The sequence below is a fragment of the Bacteroidota bacterium genome, from assembly GCA_016722565.1.
In the GTDB taxonomy this organism is placed as follows: domain Bacteria; phylum Bacteroidota; class Bacteroidia; order 2-12-FULL-35-15; family 2-12-FULL-35-15; genus 2-12-FULL-35-15.
Window position 1 is genome coordinate 1,028,894 of the sequence record JADKIU010000001.1, and the last position, 16,838, is coordinate 1,045,731.

19 protein-coding genes are annotated in these 16,838 nt (G+C 35.2%); 13 read left to right on the top strand and 6 right to left on the bottom strand.

The features are described 5' to 3' along the window. The first annotated feature begins 122 nt into the window (after positions 1-122). The 4 genes from IPP64_04190 to IPP64_04205 all read left to right on the top strand — a co-directional run bounded on the left by IPP64_04190 (position 123) and on the right by IPP64_04205 (position 3,285). Positions 123-476, top strand: a complete 354-nt coding sequence (locus tag IPP64_04190) for a DUF1573 domain-containing protein (GenBank protein MBL0328615.1) — start codon at positions 123-125, stop codon at positions 474-476. Positions 477-491: 15 nt separating this feature from the next. Further along, positions 492-875, top strand: a complete 384-nt coding sequence (locus tag IPP64_04195; protein ID MBL0328616.1) for a DUF1573 domain-containing protein — start codon at positions 492-494, stop codon at positions 873-875. 86 nt (positions 876-961) lie between these two features. Continuing rightward, the gene (locus IPP64_04200) at positions 962-2,161 is read left to right on the top strand and encodes a pyridoxal phosphate-dependent aminotransferase (protein ID MBL0328617.1); all 1,200 of its coding nucleotides are present in this window, start codon (positions 962-964) and stop codon (positions 2,159-2,161) included. A gap of 185 nt (positions 2,162-2,346) precedes the next feature. Next, positions 2,347-3,285 carry a peptidoglycan DD-metalloendopeptidase family protein gene (locus IPP64_04205; GenBank protein MBL0328618.1) on the top strand — a complete coding sequence of 313 codons (939 nt, stop codon included), beginning with the start codon at positions 2,347-2,349 and terminating at the stop codon, positions 3,283-3,285. A 3-nt stretch (positions 3,286-3,288) separates the two neighbouring features. Here IPP64_04205 and IPP64_04210 read toward each other — a convergent pair whose 3' ends face one another. Continuing rightward, positions 3,289-3,504: a hypothetical protein gene (locus IPP64_04210; GenBank protein ID MBL0328619.1), complete on the bottom strand. Its 216-nt coding sequence runs from the start codon at positions 3,502-3,504 to the stop codon at positions 3,289-3,291. A gap of 79 nt (positions 3,505-3,583) precedes the next feature. Here IPP64_04210 and IPP64_04215 point away from each other — a divergent pair, with 79 nt between their 5' ends. After that, positions 3,584-4,243, top strand: a complete 660-nt coding sequence (locus IPP64_04215) for a CoA pyrophosphatase (GenBank protein ID MBL0328620.1) — start codon at positions 3,584-3,586, stop codon at positions 4,241-4,243. Here IPP64_04215 and IPP64_04220 read toward each other — a convergent pair. Both IPP64_04220 and IPP64_04225 read right to left on the bottom strand, forming a co-directional pair. Beyond that, positions 4,215-5,006 carry a hypothetical protein gene (locus IPP64_04220; GenBank protein ID MBL0328621.1) on the bottom strand — a complete coding sequence of 264 codons (792 nt, stop codon included), beginning with the start codon at positions 5,004-5,006 and terminating at the stop codon, positions 4,215-4,217. The genes IPP64_04215 and IPP64_04220 overlap by 29 nt on opposite strands. A 146-nt stretch (positions 5,007-5,152) precedes the next feature. Continuing rightward, positions 5,153-5,350 (bottom strand): hypothetical protein, encoded by a 198-nt coding sequence (locus IPP64_04225; protein ID MBL0328622.1) that lies wholly within the window; start codon positions 5,348-5,350, stop codon positions 5,153-5,155. 121 nt (positions 5,351-5,471) lie between these two features. Between IPP64_04225 and IPP64_04230 the strand changes: the two genes are divergently transcribed. Further along, on the top strand, positions 5,472-5,852 hold the full coding sequence (locus tag IPP64_04230) for a hypothetical protein (GenBank protein ID MBL0328623.1): 381 nt from the start codon (positions 5,472-5,474) through the stop codon (positions 5,850-5,852). A gap of 77 nt (positions 5,853-5,929) precedes the next feature. After that, positions 5,930-7,603, top strand: coding sequence for a WG repeat-containing protein (locus IPP64_04235; protein MBL0328624.1), 1,674 nt, complete (start codon positions 5,930-5,932; stop codon positions 7,601-7,603). Position 7,604: 1 nt separating this feature from the next. Here the strand turns inward: IPP64_04235 and IPP64_04240 are convergent, their stop codons facing one another. Beyond that, positions 7,605-8,492 carry a peptidoglycan DD-metalloendopeptidase family protein gene (locus tag IPP64_04240; protein MBL0328625.1) on the bottom strand — a complete coding sequence of 296 codons (888 nt, stop codon included), beginning with the start codon at positions 8,490-8,492 and terminating at the stop codon, positions 7,605-7,607. A gap of 221 nt (positions 8,493-8,713) precedes the next feature. Further along, positions 8,714-9,679 (bottom strand): cytochrome-c peroxidase, encoded by a 966-nt coding sequence (locus tag IPP64_04245; GenBank protein MBL0328626.1) that lies wholly within the window; start codon positions 9,677-9,679, stop codon positions 8,714-8,716. 127 nt (positions 9,680-9,806) lie between these two features. On the opposite strand from IPP64_04245, the gene IPP64_04250 reads away from it, so the two are divergent. The 5 genes from IPP64_04250 (at position 9,807) to IPP64_04270 (ending at position 14,693) form a co-directional block, all read left to right on the top strand. Beyond that, the gene (locus IPP64_04250; GenBank protein ID MBL0328627.1) at positions 9,807-10,244 is read left to right on the top strand and encodes a peptidylprolyl isomerase; all 438 of its coding nucleotides are present in this window, start codon (positions 9,807-9,809) and stop codon (positions 10,242-10,244) included. 178 nt (positions 10,245-10,422) lie between these two features. After that, positions 10,423-12,270 carry a peptidase M61 gene (locus IPP64_04255; GenBank protein MBL0328628.1) on the top strand — a complete coding sequence of 616 codons (1,848 nt, stop codon included), beginning with the start codon at positions 10,423-10,425 and terminating at the stop codon, positions 12,268-12,270. Between the two features lie 9 nt (positions 12,271-12,279). Further along, a complete protein-coding gene (locus IPP64_04260) occupies positions 12,280-13,341 on the top strand; it encodes a histidine kinase (protein ID MBL0328629.1) in 1,062 nt (353 codons plus the stop codon). Beyond that, positions 13,319-14,041, top strand: coding sequence for a response regulator transcription factor (locus IPP64_04265; GenBank protein ID MBL0328630.1), 723 nt, complete (start codon positions 13,319-13,321; stop codon positions 14,039-14,041). The genes IPP64_04260 and IPP64_04265 overlap by 23 nt, the downstream gene beginning before the upstream one ends. A 37-nt stretch (positions 14,042-14,078) precedes the next feature. Further along, positions 14,079-14,693: a phosphatase PAP2 family protein gene (locus tag IPP64_04270; GenBank protein ID MBL0328631.1), complete on the top strand. Its 615-nt coding sequence runs from the start codon at positions 14,079-14,081 to the stop codon at positions 14,691-14,693. 182 nt (positions 14,694-14,875) lie between these two features. On the opposite strand, the gene IPP64_04275 is transcribed toward IPP64_04270, so the two are convergent. Continuing rightward, positions 14,876-15,460, bottom strand: coding sequence for a DUF479 domain-containing protein (locus tag IPP64_04275; protein MBL0328632.1), 585 nt, complete (start codon positions 15,458-15,460; stop codon positions 14,876-14,878). A gap of 44 nt (positions 15,461-15,504) precedes the next feature. Between IPP64_04275 and IPP64_04280 the strand changes: the two genes are divergently transcribed. Then, entirely contained in the window at positions 15,505-16,836 is a 1,332-nt protein-coding gene (locus IPP64_04280) for a hypothetical protein (protein MBL0328633.1), read from the top strand. The last annotated feature ends 2 nt before the right edge of the window (positions 16,837-16,838 follow it).

Below are 16,838 nucleotides of genomic sequence, written 5' to 3' on the forward strand. Positions count from 1 at the left end.
GATTTTTTTATACCAAATCATCGCTTTGGAATGAAAGTTGCCTGTTACATGTAAACTAATCAATACTTCGTAAAATGAAAAATCTATCTCTCTTTATCAGCTTTTGCCTGTTTGCATTTACAATGTCTGCACAACAACCCGTTGCTTCAAATACGGGTGGTGCTAAAATCAAATTTGAATCGGAGGTAGTTGATTACGGAACGCTACCACAAGATGGCGATGGAAATCGTGAGTTTAAATTTACGAATGTTGGAAAAGAACCGCTTATCTTAACGAATGTAAATTCTTCTTGTGGCTGTTTAGTTGCAAGCTGGCCGAAAGAACCAATTGCTCCAGGTAAATCAGTCGTGATTAAAGCACATTACGATACAAAAAGAGTCGGGAAGTTTGAAAAAACGCTTACCGTTCAGTCGAATGATGGGGAACGACCTTCTCTCGTTTTAAAGATAAAAGGTGAGGTTTTGGCTCCTAAATAATTATTATCTTTAGGTATGAATTTCATTAAATCCTTATTGATTCTCATTTTAGTTGCAATTGCAATCCCCGGTATTTCGCAAGAAATAAAATTGAAAGACGCCAAACAAAATTTTGGCTTTGTGCATGAAGGGGATACTGTGCGATTATCCTACGAGCTTAAAAATGTTGGGGATAAGCCCCTTGTTATCTCTAATTATGACGTGGAATGTGGTTGTACTGTTATGGAAGCGGTGACCAAAACCATCCAGCCTGGCGAAACTTATGTTCTGAAAGTGACATTTGATACGCACCAGAAGTACGATCGTCAAGATCGCATCGTAAAAGTGATTTCTAATGCCACCAATTCTCCTACCGAATTACGCTTCAAAGGTGTGGTGCTCAAGCCAAAGAAAAATTAAGGTTGGATAGCACATTTCTCCCGTTCTCAAAGAGAAGTTTAGGTTAAAAAAAATAGTAACTTTGGGGACTTTTAAAAATTATACAAATGCCAAAAGTTTCTTCCAAAGGCAATTCAATGCCTTCATCACCCATCCGTAAGCTCGTTCCATTTGCTGAAGCAGCTAAAAAAGTAGGACGTAAAATTTATCATTTAAACATTGGTCAGCCGGATATTGAAACGCCTGAAGTGATGTTGAATGCGATAAAAAATGCTGATATCAAAGTGCTGGAATATTCACATTCTGCAGGTATTGAATCGTATAGAACAAAGTTGGCAGAATACTATAGAACATTCAATATTAATATTGATCAAAACGATATCATCATTACCACAGGAGGGTCGGAAGCGATATCCATTGCCATGATGACCTGCTTCAATGATGGAGATGAAATTATTATTCCGGAGCCTTTTTACGCCAACTACAATGGATTTTCTTGTGCAGCAGATGTAAAAGTAGTTCCAGTTAAATCCTATATAGAAACCGGATTTGCATTGCCACCTATTTCTGATTTCGAAAAATTAATTACTCCTAAAACAAAAGGGATTATGATTTGTAATCCCGGCAACCCTACCGGTTATTTATATTCACGCGAAGAGTTAGAATCTTTGAAACAACTGGTGTTGAAATACGATTTGTTTTTATTGAGTGATGAAGTATACCGTGAGTTTTGTTACGATGGAAAAGAATATGTTTCAGTAATGCATTTGTCAGGTATTGATAACAATGTGATTTTGTTAGATTCAATTTCAAAGCGTTACAGTGCTTGTGGCGCCAGAATTGGAGCATTGATTTCCAAAAACAAAGAGGTAATGGCAACGGCAATGAAATTTGCTCAGGCACGATTGAGCCCGCCTACCTTCGGACAAATAGGAGCGGAGGCCGCTTTGAAAACACCAAAAGCGTATTTTGATAAAGTGCAAAAAGAATATGTGGAGCGCAGAAATTTTGTGATTGAGGCGCTAAATAAAATGGACGGTGTATTTTGTCCGAAACCTAGTGGAGCTTTTTATTGCATTGCTCGTTTGCCAATTGATAATGCCGATAAATTCTGTCAATGGTTATTGGAATCTTTCGAACATGAAGGTCAAACCGTAATGCTGGCACCTGCCACCGGATTTTATTCTACACCCGGAGCTGGAACCAATGAGGTGCGCTTGGCTTATGTATTAAATAAAGAATCCCTTAAAAATGCAATGATTTGTTTGGAAAAAGCCTTGAAAGTATATCCTGGCAAGACAAATTAACGTTTTTATACCTAACTCTACCAAATCCCATCCGTACAATGTACTGATGGGATTTGCTTTTTACCTCAAAATGGTTAATTTAGCTATCCCAAAACCTGTGGTAGGGCTAAATGGACAAACTAAAAACATACTCCTGTTTCAAGATTTATGCTATTTTAATAAGTAGTATATTCTTTTGTAGTGTTGTGAAAACAACTGCTGCAACTGCCTTTTCGGGTCCGGATACCTTGTCAACTAGTGCTGCAAAACCAAAAAGTTTAATTCAGAATATGAATCGGGAGCAATTGAGCTCTTTGGTTGATTTCCTTTTTGAGATGGACACCATCCCTAGAGATTTAATGAATGAAATCAACATGGCAATCGCTCATTTTAATGAGGAAGATGCTAAAAATGAGTTGAAGTCTGCTATTGCTAATAGTTTTCCTGCTTCTGATTTATATGTTAGTTGGGAAATCAATAACCTGTTTCCGGAAAAAGATATGCTTAAGTTAAAGGGAGACACTTCGGTTACCTTGCAATTAAATGGTGGGGAGCGAGGCGATTATTTCCATCCATTTAATGGGCCAATGACTTCCGGTTTTGGTTGGAGAGACAGTGCTCAGCACAATGGAGTGGATATCGATTTGAATAAAGGAGATAAGGTTTGTGCGGCTTTTGATGGAATGGTAAGGGTTGCGAAACGTTATGGCGGATTTGGAAATGTGGTGATTGTGCGTCATTATAATGGTTTAGAAACTGTATATGCACACTTGTCGAAGTTGAAAGTAAAGCCCGGACAAGTGATTATCGCTGGGCAAGTAGTTGGGTTGGGTGGAAGTACAGGTCATTCAACCGGTTCGCATTTACATTTTGAAGTTCGATTTAAAGGTGTGCCGATTAATCCGAAGTATTTAATTTCTTTTAAAGAGCAGAAAATATTGTGTAATGAAATCACCATTAAGAAAACGAAATGGGGGTTGGCGGCATATCCAGCAGGTGAAAAGGAACATATTGTAGAGAAAGGTGATACCGTATTTGAATTGGCAAAACGATATGCAACCACAACAGTTTCAATCAGGCAGATGAATGGCTTAACAGGTAAAGTGCGACTGAAGCCCGGTCAGGTTATATGTATTGCTCAATAGTTGCTATCCGCCAGCTTTGTTGTTGATCTTGTTTAAGCATCTCATAAAAGCATCACGCATACCTTCGTATTGTGTTTCTCTTCCTAAGTTACTTGTGCGATGAGCTTCATTAATCACCTCATTCACATGTACAATTTGCTGGTTTAGCCACTGAACTACTTCTTGTAATTGTTCTGAGTTCATGGGGTTGTTGTTTAGAGTTAGTGTGTAGTACGGCATTCGGGCAGACTTTGTTTCGTCTGATTTTGGTAATGGATGCAATTTTTTAGGATATTGATAAAAAAACCGATAAAAAATAATGTTTCGGAGCTTTATAGAACAGTTGGAAAGTCGCTTAAATAAAGAGTTGCCAGGAGAAGCAGCTCAGTTTTCGATGGCGCCAATAGCACGAAAAAAACGTTCTGAAATTTCTTTTGCCGAAATATCCCCAAAAAAAAGCGCAGTGATGATTGTTTTATATCCTCATGACGAAACTATTCATGCAGTTTTGATTCAACGAGGAACTTACGAAGGCGTGCATAGCGGTCAAGTTGCTTTTCCCGGAGGAAAATTCGAAGACGGAGATCTTGATTTAAAACAAACAGCATTGCGTGAAACGAATGAGGAAATCGGGCTATTGCCTGAACAAATAAAGGTGCTGGGAAGTTTAACAGAAGTGTATATCACTCCCAGTAATTTTTTAGTAAAACCATTTATTGGTGTGGTTCATCAAAAGCCTGATTTTATTGTGGATGCCCGTGAAGTAGCGCGTGTTATAACGGTGGATTTGTTTCAATTGAACAACAAAGAAATCATTAAGGAAAAATCAATTTTACAAAGCGGTGGATTCAAAATAAAAACCCCCTATTATGAAATAGAGGGTTTAACAATATGGGGTGCAACTGCAATGATGATTAGTGAATTAAATGCAGTGGTAGCTGAATTAAAATTTACTTCTTCTTCACAAAGTCCGTCATGATATTATCATAACACAAATAATAGCTTCCTTTTGATAAGTTTGAAATGTCAAGCCTGTTGCCATAACCACGTTTGATAACATTACCATATTCATCAAAAACTTCATACATTGTTTCTGCTGAAAAATCAATTTCAGTACCGGTTTTATTCATCGTATAAGTTGGCTGACCAGTTGCAGAAATGTAAGTGACATTAGATGACGTTTTAGCCAAATCACCATAACCTATTTGTTTTACACGAAATTTGTTTTCACCGGAATGAGAAGTAGTTTGAAAAGAATAGGTGTTTTTATCCATCGCACCGTTCCCTTTTACTTCACCAACAGGAATCCATTTGTTCCAACGGAATTGTTCAACAATGTATGGTAAAGAACCCATTTCATTTTTTGTTGACCAATTTAAAATCGCATTTTTATCTATTTCAATATTGATAACTTCGAAGGTTGCTCTCGGTTTTAATGCTTCTGGATTTAATACTTTCGGACTGCAATCATCTTTATGACGAATTTCAACAATCACCGGTGTGCCGGGTTTAATAGCAAATGCTACAAAGTCAATTTCAAAAGCAGATGAATTTACTTCATCTGTGGATGTTTTACCGTTAATTGTTACTTCATAGGTACAAAATCCAACACCATTACCGGCATATCCGTTCTGCACGTATAAATTTTTATCCTGATACTTGCCTTCAACAACAATAATACCGGCAAAAGCATTGCCAAGCGAAGTCAAAAATAAGGTTAAAAGAAGGAGTAGGTTTTTCATTTTATTAATTCAAGTAATGTAAATTCGTCTACAAATATATATAATTTATCGAAAAGAAAAGCAAGTTTTTGGGTAAAATAATCAATAAGAAATTGAAAAAATAACCGTAATGAGCTGTTTTTTAGTCATTTAAAGTGAAATTTGAATCAGTCAATTAAGAGATGTTTCAGCTTGACAATGCCATAAAGGGCAAAAAATACAAACAATGCAAACACCAAAACTTTGTAGCTTCCTTTGAACAATTGCTTGTTGTCGCCTTTGTCCTTGCTATACGCCCATATAATTCCTACTAAAAATAGTAGAAAAAAAACAATGGCAAAGATCAGTTGTCCACGAGAAAACATAGGTCGCAATTTATATTTTAAATAACGCTCAAAAGTACTAATAAATTGCCATTCCAATCAAAAGAAAAAAAGATTTAGTTGTGTTATTTGGATTATTTTTGCCTCATATTTAAATAGAAGAATGGGTCGTTTAAAAATAGTTGTGTTTTGTGTGTGTTTCAGTATGTCTTTTTCTGCTTTTGGCGGGAAACTCTCAAAAGCGTATGATGCATTAAAAATCTATAATTATTTTGAAGCGAAACGGTTGTTTGAGAAATCATTAAAAAAGGAATCGGCACCGGCAGCGTATGGTCTAAGCAATATTTATTTTAGAGCTGATAATCCTTTTTCCAATATTGATAGTGCGTATCACTATATCATCCTCTCTGAAAAAAAAATTCAATCCCTATCCGAAAAAAATAAAATTGCGTATTCGAAATATGGATGCACCGCTGTTGCAATCGATTCATTAAAAAATCGAATTCATGAAAAAGCTTTTGATTTTTATAAGCGTCAAAATTAATAGCGGCATTCGATAAATTTATTGCTATTTATATTACAGCACCTGAATGTTATGATGCAATTGATTTAAGAAACCGTTTGGCATTCAACCAAGCGAAAGTTGAAGATACGTATAAAGCCTATGAATCGTTTATCGAAACCTATCCGCTTGCTAACGAAGTGAAAGAAGCAAGGGAATTGTTTCATTTAACAAAATTTAAAGAGCTGACTAAAAATAATACGATTGAGGCGTTCGAACAATTTTTAATTCAAGATCCCTACAGTCCGTTTGCTGATGAAGCAAAAAATAAAATATTTTCTTTATCAACTAAAAACGAAACGAAAGAAGAGTATCATCAGTTTGTAAAAAAGTATCCCGATAATCCAAACGTTGAATATGCATGGCTTACATTATACACATTGTATACAAGAACATTTGATTTAAAATCGGTACTTGACTTTAAGACTGCATTTCCAGATTTTCCTTTTAAAGATATTTTGGAGCAAGATATTGTGCTGGTGAATAAACTTTTATTTCCTATTCGTGAAAATGGAAAGTGGGGATTTGTTGATGAATCGGGTCGTTCCGCTGTTCCTTGTATTTACGAATGGGTAGAAGATTTTTCAGAAGGATTAGCAGAATGCGGTTTAAATAATCAATCCGGCTTTATTGATAAATCAGGAAAGTTGGTCATTCCTTTTATTTATGATCAGGTAGAAGCTTTTAAAAATGGCTATTCCGTTGTTCGATTAAATGAAAAATATGGTTTGATCAATAAGTTGGGGAAACGCATTTTACCTTGCAATTACGATGAAATTTCTGAATTTTCAGAAGGCATGGCCGCAGTTTCAATCGGTGATAAATTTGGTTACGTGAATGAGCAAGGTGATTTAATTATTCCAATGACCTACACGAAGGCCTTTGATTTTACAGAAGGACTTGCTGCTGTTGAGTTGGGCGGACAAAGTGGTTATATTAATAAAAAGGGAGAAGTGGTGGTTCCATTTAAATTTGATTGGGTAGATAATTTTAAAAATGGGTTGGCAAAAGTGAAATCACTAAAAAAAATGGGAATCATCAATCAAAGTGGAGAGCTGATTCTTGCTTGTGAGTATGATTTAATTGGAGATTATCAAGAAGGAATGGTGATGGTGATGAAAGAGCAGAAATATGGTTTTGCAAACACAGCAGGGAAAATAATTATTCCGATAGAGTTTGATTATAGTGGAAATTTTTGGTTGCCCCTTGGATTTAAAAATGGCTTTGCTGTTGCAGAAAAAAATGGGAAGCAAGGTTTGATTGATCCATCAGGGAAGTATGTTACGGCAAAAGATTTTGATCGAATAGAGCCTTTTACAGAAGGTTTGGCGCCTGTGATGAAAAAAGATAAATGGGGGTTTCTGGATGAAAAATTAAAAATGCAAATTCCGTATAGCTTTCAATCTGTAAAAGAATTTAACGATTGTATTGCAGCGACTATAAAAAATGGAAAGCTCGGTTATATCCATAAGACAGGAAAAGTGTTAGTTGATTTTTTATATGAATCGGAAAATATAGCCGTGTTTAGAGATGGTTTATGTATTGTGAGGTTATCGATGGATGAGGATGAGCGAGAGGGGATGATTGATGTTTCAGGAAAAGTTGTTGTTGATTTTGAGATGGATGAAATTATACGTGTAAGAGAAAACATTTATAAGCTTGAAAAGAATTTAAAGCAAGCATATTATAATGCTGCAACACGCACTTATCTCTGGAAAGAAGAAGGCTTTTAAATTAGAGTTTAATTTTTTGTCCCAGTCGCAAGGTGCTGGTTGCTTTAATCCCATTTTTTTTGCACAAAGCTTTCGTTGTTGTTCCGTATTTTCTGGCAATAGCTGAAAGTGTATCTCCTTTCTTTACCACGTGTACTTTTTTTCCTTTGGAACTGGCATAGTTTTTTGCAGCTGCTTTTTTTGCCTCAGAAACATAGTCAAATGTTGCCATATCGATACACAGCATATTGGATACTAATTTCTGGTCATCAAACGAAATGATTTCAGTTGGGTTAATGGGATGGCCGAGATATCGAACTTCAAAATGAAGATGACTGCCTCTGGAGCGTCCTGTGTTACCACCAAGTCCGATAACGTCTCCGGCAAAAACTTCCTGTCCAACGGTTACATTCACCTTTGATAGATGCGCATAATAGGTTTCTAATCCATTGTCGTGACGAATCACAATCACATTTCCATAGCTCTTACTTTTTTTAGCGATTCGAATTTTTCCATCAAAAGCTGCATTAACAGCATCTCCGGTTTCTAAATCGATGTCTACACCATAATGGTAACGTTTTTTTCGAGGGCCAAATTTTGAAGTTACTTTTCCAGAAAAAGGATGAACATATCCGCAGTTGTGTTCGTTGTACAAAGCAAACTCTCTCACGCTATCGTTGAGTGATTTCAGATCCGCTTTCATAGTATGGATGTTGGTGGTGTCCCAACCGGAATATAAACCTGACGCAGGAAAAAAAACAAGTGAATCGCTGTAATCCATTAATTCTTCTTCATCCATGGTAAAAGGAATGGTGTCTGAAGCATGATTATCGTTTCCGGTTTGTGCAAAAAGTGAAGGGCCGAAGAGGTGTATGGTGAAAAAGGAAAGGAGTAGGAGAAATCGTTTCATATACTATATAACATTACCACATCCGATTCTCAATTGAGGTAATGATCTGGTATATAAGTTTATTTATATAAGAATCACCATCGGAGTGTTCATTTGTAAATCAATAAAAAAGGTTAAATCAGGATCCATTATTTTTCAGGATTTACAAATATGTGCATTTTTTTGAATTATGCAAGTGTTAATTTATGTTAACCACTTTTATTTTATACACAAGCAACTGTTTACTTTTTTGAAACAGCTTTGAAACGGTCGTCAGTAAGTGTGTACAGGAATTCAAGTAAGTCAGATTTTTCTTCTTTTGTTAATTCCAGTGGTTTTAAAAGAAGTGAGTCGGAGTTAATGCTACCTTTTACAAATTCATTTGGTGTATTGTAATAGTCGATTACTTCAGTCAGTGTATTAAACATTCCGTTGTGCATATACGGACCGGTTACGGTAATATTTCTTAATCCCGGAACTTTGAATTTACCAAGATCCGCGCTGTCTTTGGTGACAATAAATCTTCCTTCATCATTTAAGTCTTTCCCGTTATACAATCCAATGTTTCTAAATTGATCACCTGTAAAATCAGGTCCAAAATGACAATCGAAACATTTTCCTTTTTCATTGAAGATAATTTGGCCACGTTTTGCTGCTTCACTGATTGCTTTTTCATCCTTTTTCATAAATCGATCAAATGGTGTATCGCTTGTTTCCAAGGTTCTTTCGAAGGCCGCAATTGCATCTAGTAAATTAGCTCTGTTGGGTGTTTCTTTATATATTTTTTTAAAATAGGTTTGGTAGTTTTTGTCGGCATTCAATTTTTTGATGGCTTCCGCAATTGGCAAATTCATTTCCACAGGGTTTTCAATTGGCCCTGCTGCTTGGTCTTCCAGCGATTCGGCTCTGCCATCGTGAAAGAAAAAGTTTCTGGAGCTTTGATTCATGGCGCTGGGTGTATTTCTTGCGCCTAATTTTCCATCTACACCTTTGCTGAGTTTTGTTGTGTCGGAAAATGCAAAAGCAGGAATGTGACAAGAGGCACAACTAATTTGGTTGTTTTGAGAAAGTATGGGGTCAGAAAAAAGTAATTCTCCGAGTTCTTCTTTTGTGGTAGGTTCTTTTTTTTGTTCTCCGGATTCATTGGAGTTGCAAGCAAGCAAAACTAATGCGCTGATGCTTGCGAAATAAGTAAATAAAGTTTTCATTCTTGTAGTTTGATGCAAAGGTAGATTTCTATTAGAATATAAAAAACAGGATAATGCTATTTAAAGTGATTACAAATAATCTTAATGTTATATTTGTAAGATAAATTAATCGTGTAATACTAATCGTATGAAAACAGCAGAAATAGTTACAGCAAAAGGTACAATGAAAGTGGAGTTTTATGAAAAAGATGCTCCCGGAACAGTTAAGAATTTTTGTGATTTGGCAAAAAAAGGATTTTATGATGGATTAACATTTCATCGTGTGATTCCGGGATTTGTGGTTCAAGGTGGTTGTCCAAAAGGCACTGGAGTTGGCGGTCCTGGTTATACAATTAAATGTGAGTTGGATGGCGACAACCAATTTCATGATAAGGGTGTATTGTCAATGGCACATGCGGGCAGAGATACCGGTGGGTCTCAGTTTTTTATTGTGATTAGCCGTGCACAAACAGCACATTTGGATAGAAAACATACATGTTTTGGAAAAGTAGTGGAAGGGTTGGACATCATTGAACAAATTAGAGGTGGGGATGTGATTGAGAAGATTGTTGTTCATGAAAATTAAGAATTAGTCCGCTAACAATTGAATTTTACCATTCGTGTATTAATTCGAACGAATCATGGCGACAAACGTAAATTTGTACAGAATATTCCAAAACTCTTTTTAAGTGTGAGGATTCTTCAAAAAGGGAATGGTACCGTAGCAGCCATTCCCTTATTCTTTTAAATTATATATTCGTAGAATGAAACGATACCTACTCCCGCTTTTATTCATTTTTATTTTTCCCTTATCACCTTTTGCCGGAAACGGTTATCAATTTTCCGTTGATTTAACAAAATGTGTGAATGATAAACTTTTGGTTGAATTAATTGCTCCAGCAATGAATACAAAAGAAGCAATTTACCGTCTTCCTAAAATTGTTCCAGGAACGTATGAGATATTAAATTTCGGTCGTTTTATATCTGATTTTAAAGCATTGGATAGTTTGGGAAAAGAAATTCCAATAGAAAGAATAGATGTAAATAGTTGGAAAATTTTGGAGACTGCTCGTTTGGCAAAAATCACCTATTTAGTTGAAGATACTTGGGATACAGATATAAAAGAACCTTATGTTTTTGAACCAGCCGGAAGTAATTTTGAAGCAGGCAAGAATTTTTTAATAAATACGCATTGTTTGTTTGGATATTTTGAAGGACAAAAAGAATTGTCGTATCAAATAGATATTACCCGACCGGATAATTTTTATGGAACCTGCAGTTTAACAGATGTTGTGTCCAAAAATAATGTGGATACCTATTCTGTTTCTGATTACATGAAATTACAGGATGCTCCAATGATGTATAATGTTCCGGATACAACCGTGTTGAAGGTTGGAGGAGCTGAAATTATCATTTCGCTCTACAGCCAAAATCGAATAACTACCTCTAAGTTTATTGCGGAACATATTAGCGAAATTTTATACGCTCAGCAAGAATATCTTGGAGGCGAATTGCCAATAAAAAAATATGCATATCTGATTTATTTAACACCTAACGGTGGTTTATCCGGTGCGAGTGGTGCTTTAGAGCACAGTTATTCATCGGTGTATTTTTTACCGGAAATGGATCAGCAATATTTAGTACAAACAATCAGAGATGTTTCTGCGCATGAGTTTTTTCACATTGTAACACCATTGAATATTCACGCACAACAAATTGGTGATTTTAATTACAATGATCCACAGATGTCAAAGCACTTGTGGTTGTACGAAGGGACAACAGAGTATGCTTCCGGACTTGTTCAAGTAAAATATGGAAACATGAGTGTTGCAGATTATTTAAAGGTAATTGAATCAAAGATTGCCGGAAGTAAAGCATACAACGATTCGCTTCCGTTTACGGTGATGAGTGAAGGGTGTTTGAAAAAATACAAAGACCAATATTCCAATGTTTATCAGAAAGGAGCGCTCATCGGATTGTGTTTAGATATTCAATTGCGCTATTTGTCAAAAGGGAAGTATGGGTTGCAAGAATTGATGGCTGACCTTTCAAAAACATACGGAAAAAATAAATCCTTTAAAGATGAGGAGCTGTTTCAACAAATTGTTCAATTGACCTATCCTGAAATTGGCGACTATTTTAAAAAATATGTTGAAGGGAGTCAACCGCTTCCTGTAAAAGAGATGTTAGAATTGGTTGGGATAGGAAGTGGGAATGCAAATATGGAAAAACATATTTCAATTGGTGGTATTGCAATTGGATTAAATACAGCTACCAATCGATTGATGATTGTGAATACTGCAGCGATGGATGATTTTGGCCGAATTATGGGATATCAGGAATATGATGAACTTGTAAAGTTTAATGGTAAAAAAGTAACACTGCAAAATGCACAAGAGATTTTGGGCGGTTATCTTCAATCTGCTAAAGAGGGAGATGTTTTGACTGTTGTGGTGGCTCGTAAAAAAACTGAAAACTCCAAAGCAAAAAAGGTAAAATTAAAATCGAAATTAATTCCTGTTTTACCTGCTGCCAGTAGCCGTTTAATTTTATTGCCGAATGCAAAAGACGAGCAATTGAAATTGCGTGCTGATTGGATTGGTAAACATTAATCGTTGCGGATGAACAAAAAAACACTTTATTGGTCTTGTCAAATTGGTGGTTGGCTATTTTTGGTATTAGCACAAACTTTATATTTAAAGTTAAGCGATGCCTTGAATGTTCAAACAGCAACAAGTCAGTTTTTATTGTTGTTTTTTGGAATTTTATTATCACATCTCTATCGAAATTTTATTGTTAAATATGGTTGGCTGAAGATTAAAATAATTTCATTAATTCCTCGAGTTGTTTTTGCTTCTATATTGTTAGCCATTGTAAGTGATTACGTACAATATGGTGTGGAATTTTTGCTAGGTATAGCCGGTGGGAAGCATCAGAATGCGATTACAATCGTTACGAATATCGTGAATCTTATCCCTTTCTTTTTTTCTTGGTCATTGATTTATTTCTTGTTTCATTTTATTGAAAATTATAAAAAGGCAGAAATTGAAAACCTGAAATGGGAAGCCTCCATCAATGAAATTGAGTTAAATAAATTAAAGTCGCAGTTGAATCCACACTTCATGTTTAATGCAATGAATAGCATCCGTGCATTGGTAGATGAAAATCCAAGTAAATCAAAGGATGCGATTACACAACTTTCTAATATTTTGAGAAATACATTGCAAATGGGAAAAAATAAAGTGATTCCATTTGACGAGGAGTTTAAAATTGTGAGTGATTATTTGGCTTTGGAGTCGATTCGTTATGAGGAGCGGTTGAAAACGAAAGTTCATTTGCATCCGGAGAGCAAGAATTTCAACATACCTCCTTTAATGATTCAGACATTAGTAGAAAACGGAATCAAACATGGGATTTCTAAATTGATTAACGGTGGAATTTTAGAGGTCGAAACAAATGTGAAAAATGATGTATTGAGAATTGATATTAAGAATAGTGGACAGTTGCAAGAGAAAGACGTCTCAGAAAATGGATTTGGAATTAAAAACACAAAACAACGATTACAATTGTTATACGGTAATGCGGCATCTCTTCATATTCGAAATTTAGATGCATCCACAGTGTTAACAGAATTAATCATTCCTAAAAGTATATTGAATTATGAAAGCAATATTGATCGATGATGAACGCTTGGCACGCCAAGAGCTCAAAAGTTTATTAGCCGCATATCCTGAGATTCAAATTGTAGGAGAAGCCAACAATGTTGAAACGGCAATCGAAAGCATTAAGCAATTGAAGCCGGATGTTATATTTTTAGATATTCAAATGCCCGGAAAAAATGGTTTTGAACTCCTGGAAGAAATTAGCGGTGTGCCGGAGGTTGTTTTTGTGACGGCCTATGATGAATACGCCATCAGAGCCTTTGAAGTAAATGCGTTGGATTATCTATTAAAGCCGGTGCAGTCGAATCGATTAGCTGAGACAGTAAAAAAAATTCTAAATAAGGAATCTGGTGATCGACAAGAATCGAAAGAATTGTCGCTTCCTCTAAATGATAGTGATCAAGTGTTTGTTAAAGATGGAGAAAAGTGTTGGTTTGTGAAGTTGAGTGATGTTCGTTTGTTTGAATCGGAAGGGAATTATGTTAGAATTTATTTTGACAAAAATCGGCCATTGATTCTGCGTTCTTTAAATAATTTGGATGAACGATTGAATAATAGAACATTTTTCAGAGCAAGCAGAAAGCATATTATCAATTTGAAATGGGTGGAGAGTATCGAAAGCTGGTTTAATGGTGGTTTAATGGTGAAGTTGAGAGGCGGTGAGCAAGTTGAAATTTCTAGAAGGCAAGCCGCAAAATTAAAAGATATGATGAGCCTTTGATTTTTATTGGTGGTGTTATTTCGTTATATTTGATTGAATGAAAAATGCTTGGCAAATTTATTTTTCGAGACCGAATAAGCGCATCTTGTTTTTTTTGACGCTGTTTTTTTTAGTTCTTACATTAACATCTTTTGTTTTTTTTCTTACCTATAATGAACACCGCGCAGGGTATCGATTTGATGATCCCATTTTAGAGCTTTTTCATCCGATTGCGGTTTCGGAAATCACATTCTTTATCACCTATTTTTTAGGAATTTACGGACTTATCATCTCCTTTCGCATGCCACAATTATTTGTCGGTTTGCTTCAAGCCTATATAATTATGACGCTGCTGAGAATGTTGTCTTTGTATGTGATTCCTTTAGAAGCTCCGTCAACAATCATTCCTCTGAAAGATACCTTTTTGCAATCGACATTTTACTCCGGAAGAGAGAATTTAAAAGATCTTTTTTTCTCCGGCCATACAGCAACTATATTTCTATTCGCATTTGTATTCCGAAAAAAGAAAACAAAATTATTGTTTTTTTGTGGTGCGACTTTTATTGGGGTGTTTTTGGTCGTACAGCATGTTCACTATAGTATTGACGTTTTAGCAGCTCCACTATTTGCTTATACCGCAGTGCTGATACAGAAAAAGTTAAGGTTAGATTGATTAGATTTCAGATTCGTCCTTATCTTCAAAATGTATTTCGTATGGAGAAACGATGAAGCCTATTAAACCAATCAAGCCTATTGCAACAAACGTTATAGGACTGAACAAAAAAGGGATGACAATTTCCATTTGTTTTTTATACAAAGAAACGGGGTGCGTATGATTGAATTTTTAAGAAGAGATTAACGAATTTCGATTTCTGTGTTAACAAATTGCTGTAGCTCCGGAAAAAAGGATTTGAATTCTTGTTCGAATAAGGGGTAGTGCTCTTTTAAATCGTGAATGGCGTGTTCCATGTTGGAAACAAAACTTGCTCTCCGCGACATACCTTTTAATACACGATCAATCCCATCCAAATGAGCGTAGGCTGATAGTATATTATACTCCAGCATGTATTTTGTAAATAACTGTGATTTCAAAGGAAATGTATGTTTGTTTTGCTCAATGATGGAGTAAACGTTTTGTGTGTACAAATGGAGCGATTGGTTTGAATACGTTTCCCAATTTGCGGCTAAATAATGATCATAGTAGATGTCAACGATAACACTTGCATATTTTCTGTATTTGGGTCTTAGTCGTTCTTTGCTGGTTTCAACAATCGGGTGGGCATCGGTAAATGTATCTATTTTACGATGTAATAGAATCCCTTTTTGAACTTCTTCAGAAAAATTATAGATTGAGCTCCCTTTTACCGAATCGGCTATAAAATTGCCAATAATCAAGCCTTCTGATTCCCCTGATAAGTATAGATGAGACAAAAAATTCATTTGAGTTTCAAAATGTTTAGTAAATTTAAGTAATTTAATGTGATATGCGTTGGCTTAATAAACTTATTGTTCCGCTTATTGTTTTCATTGCTGTTTTATCAGCAAATAATATTCAATGGGGTGGAAATCATTGGAAAGATATTATTGAAGCTGATGGCAAAGGATATTATGCACATTTACCCGCTGTATTTATTTTCAATGATTTAAACTTTTCTTTTTTTGATTCGATTGAAAAAAAACACCCTAATCCAGCTATTTATTACGACTACAGAGTAAATGTAGCTGGTAAAACATGCAATAAATATTTTTCTGGGACAGCGTTAGCTATGAGTCCTTTCTTTCTGATTGCTCATTGGAGTGCTGGATTTCTGGGTTTCGAAAAAGATGGTTATTCCAAAATATACCTTATATCAATAAGCTTTGCAGCTATTTTTTATTTATGGTTGGGGTTGTACTATTTAAAAAAGTTATTGCATGAATTCAGCTCGAATGGTTCACTCATTAGTTTTTTACTTGTTATTTTTACATTTGGAACCAATTTGTTTTATTATGCAGTTTGTGAGCCAGCAATGTCGCACATTTATTCTTTTGCCTTTATCACTGCGTTTGTTTTTTATTCGAAAAAATATTTTGAATCTCCCAACTCAAAATCTGTTTTGCTACTTTCATTTTTTCTTGGAGTGATTGTCTTGATTCGGCCTGTAAATGGGATATTGGTTTTTGTTTTACCATTTCTTACTTTCAACTGGTTTGTTTTTGTTTCGGGAGTCAATTTTTTATTTAAAAGATATTGGATTTTCTTACTTTCCATTTTAATTTTAGTTTCAATTGTAGGTTTACAATTGATAATTTACAAAATTCAGACAGGGCAGTTTTTTGTTGATGCCTACGGTGATGAATCTTTTAATTGGCTTTCACCTCATTTAATTGATTTTTTATTCAGCTATAAGAAAGGACTGTTTCTGTATACACCTATATTGCTATTGAGTGTTTATGGATTTATAGTTTTATATAAGAAAAGTAAGTATCGTTTTTACACGCTTACTTTTTTTATATTGTTGTTATTTTATATTTTATCTTCTTGGTGGAATTGGTGGTATGGAGGGAGTTTCGGAACAAGAGTGTTGGTGGAATATTATTCTTTATTTGTTCTGTTGCTTCTGTTTGTAATTGAAAGTATTCACTGGTTGAAAGGGAAAACTGTATTTTTCTCTATATTGGTAGTGTTTATGATAGTTTCTCAGATTCAAATGTATCAATACCGTTATTATCATATTCATTGGGAGAAAATGGATAAAAAGCATTATTGGAATTGTTTTTTGAGGGTTGATCTATTGGCTAAAGAAATTAACCCAAACAAAGATTTATTGGAATAACG

Excerpts from the sequence above, each read along its gene's own strand:
- IPP64_04190 (MBL0328615.1), top strand. The coding sequence starts at position 123 with ATGTCTGCACAACAACCCGTTGCTTCAAATACGGGTGGTGCTAAAATC.
- IPP64_04195 (MBL0328616.1), top strand. The coding sequence starts at position 492 with ATGAATTTCATTAAATCCTTATTGATTCTCATTTTAGTTGCAATTGCA.
- IPP64_04200 (MBL0328617.1), top strand. The coding sequence starts at position 962 with ATGCCAAAAGTTTCTTCCAAAGGCAATTCAATGCCTTCATCACCCATC.
- IPP64_04210 (MBL0328619.1), bottom strand. The coding sequence starts at position 3,504 with ATGCCGTACTACACACTAACTCTAAACAACAACCCCATGAACTCAGAA.
- IPP64_04215 (MBL0328620.1), top strand. The coding sequence starts at position 3,584 with ATGTTTCGGAGCTTTATAGAACAGTTGGAAAGTCGCTTAAATAAAGAG.
- IPP64_04220 (MBL0328621.1), bottom strand. The coding sequence starts at position 5,006 with ATGAAAAACCTACTCCTTCTTTTAACCTTATTTTTGACTTCGCTTGGC.
- IPP64_04225 (MBL0328622.1), bottom strand. The coding sequence starts at position 5,350 with ATGTTTTCTCGTGGACAACTGATCTTTGCCATTGTTTTTTTTCTACTA.
- IPP64_04230 (MBL0328623.1), top strand. The coding sequence starts at position 5,472 with ATGGGTCGTTTAAAAATAGTTGTGTTTTGTGTGTGTTTCAGTATGTCT.
- IPP64_04240 (MBL0328625.1), bottom strand. The coding sequence starts at position 8,492 with ATGAAACGATTTCTCCTACTCCTTTCCTTTTTCACCATACACCTCTTC.
- IPP64_04245 (MBL0328626.1), bottom strand. The coding sequence starts at position 9,679 with ATGAAAACTTTATTTACTTATTTCGCAAGCATCAGCGCATTAGTTTTG.
- IPP64_04250 (MBL0328627.1), top strand. The coding sequence starts at position 9,807 with ATGAAAACAGCAGAAATAGTTACAGCAAAAGGTACAATGAAAGTGGAG.
- IPP64_04255 (MBL0328628.1), top strand. The coding sequence starts at position 10,423 with ATGAAACGATACCTACTCCCGCTTTTATTCATTTTTATTTTTCCCTTA.
- IPP64_04260 (MBL0328629.1), top strand. The coding sequence starts at position 12,280 with ATGAACAAAAAAACACTTTATTGGTCTTGTCAAATTGGTGGTTGGCTA.
- IPP64_04265 (MBL0328630.1), top strand. The coding sequence starts at position 13,319 with ATGAAAGCAATATTGATCGATGATGAACGCTTGGCACGCCAAGAGCTC.
- IPP64_04270 (MBL0328631.1), top strand. The coding sequence starts at position 14,079 with ATGAAAAATGCTTGGCAAATTTATTTTTCGAGACCGAATAAGCGCATC.
- IPP64_04275 (MBL0328632.1), bottom strand. The coding sequence starts at position 15,460 with ATGAATTTTTTGTCTCATCTATACTTATCAGGGGAATCAGAAGGCTTG.
- IPP64_04280 (MBL0328633.1), top strand. The coding sequence starts at position 15,505 with ATGCGTTGGCTTAATAAACTTATTGTTCCGCTTATTGTTTTCATTGCT.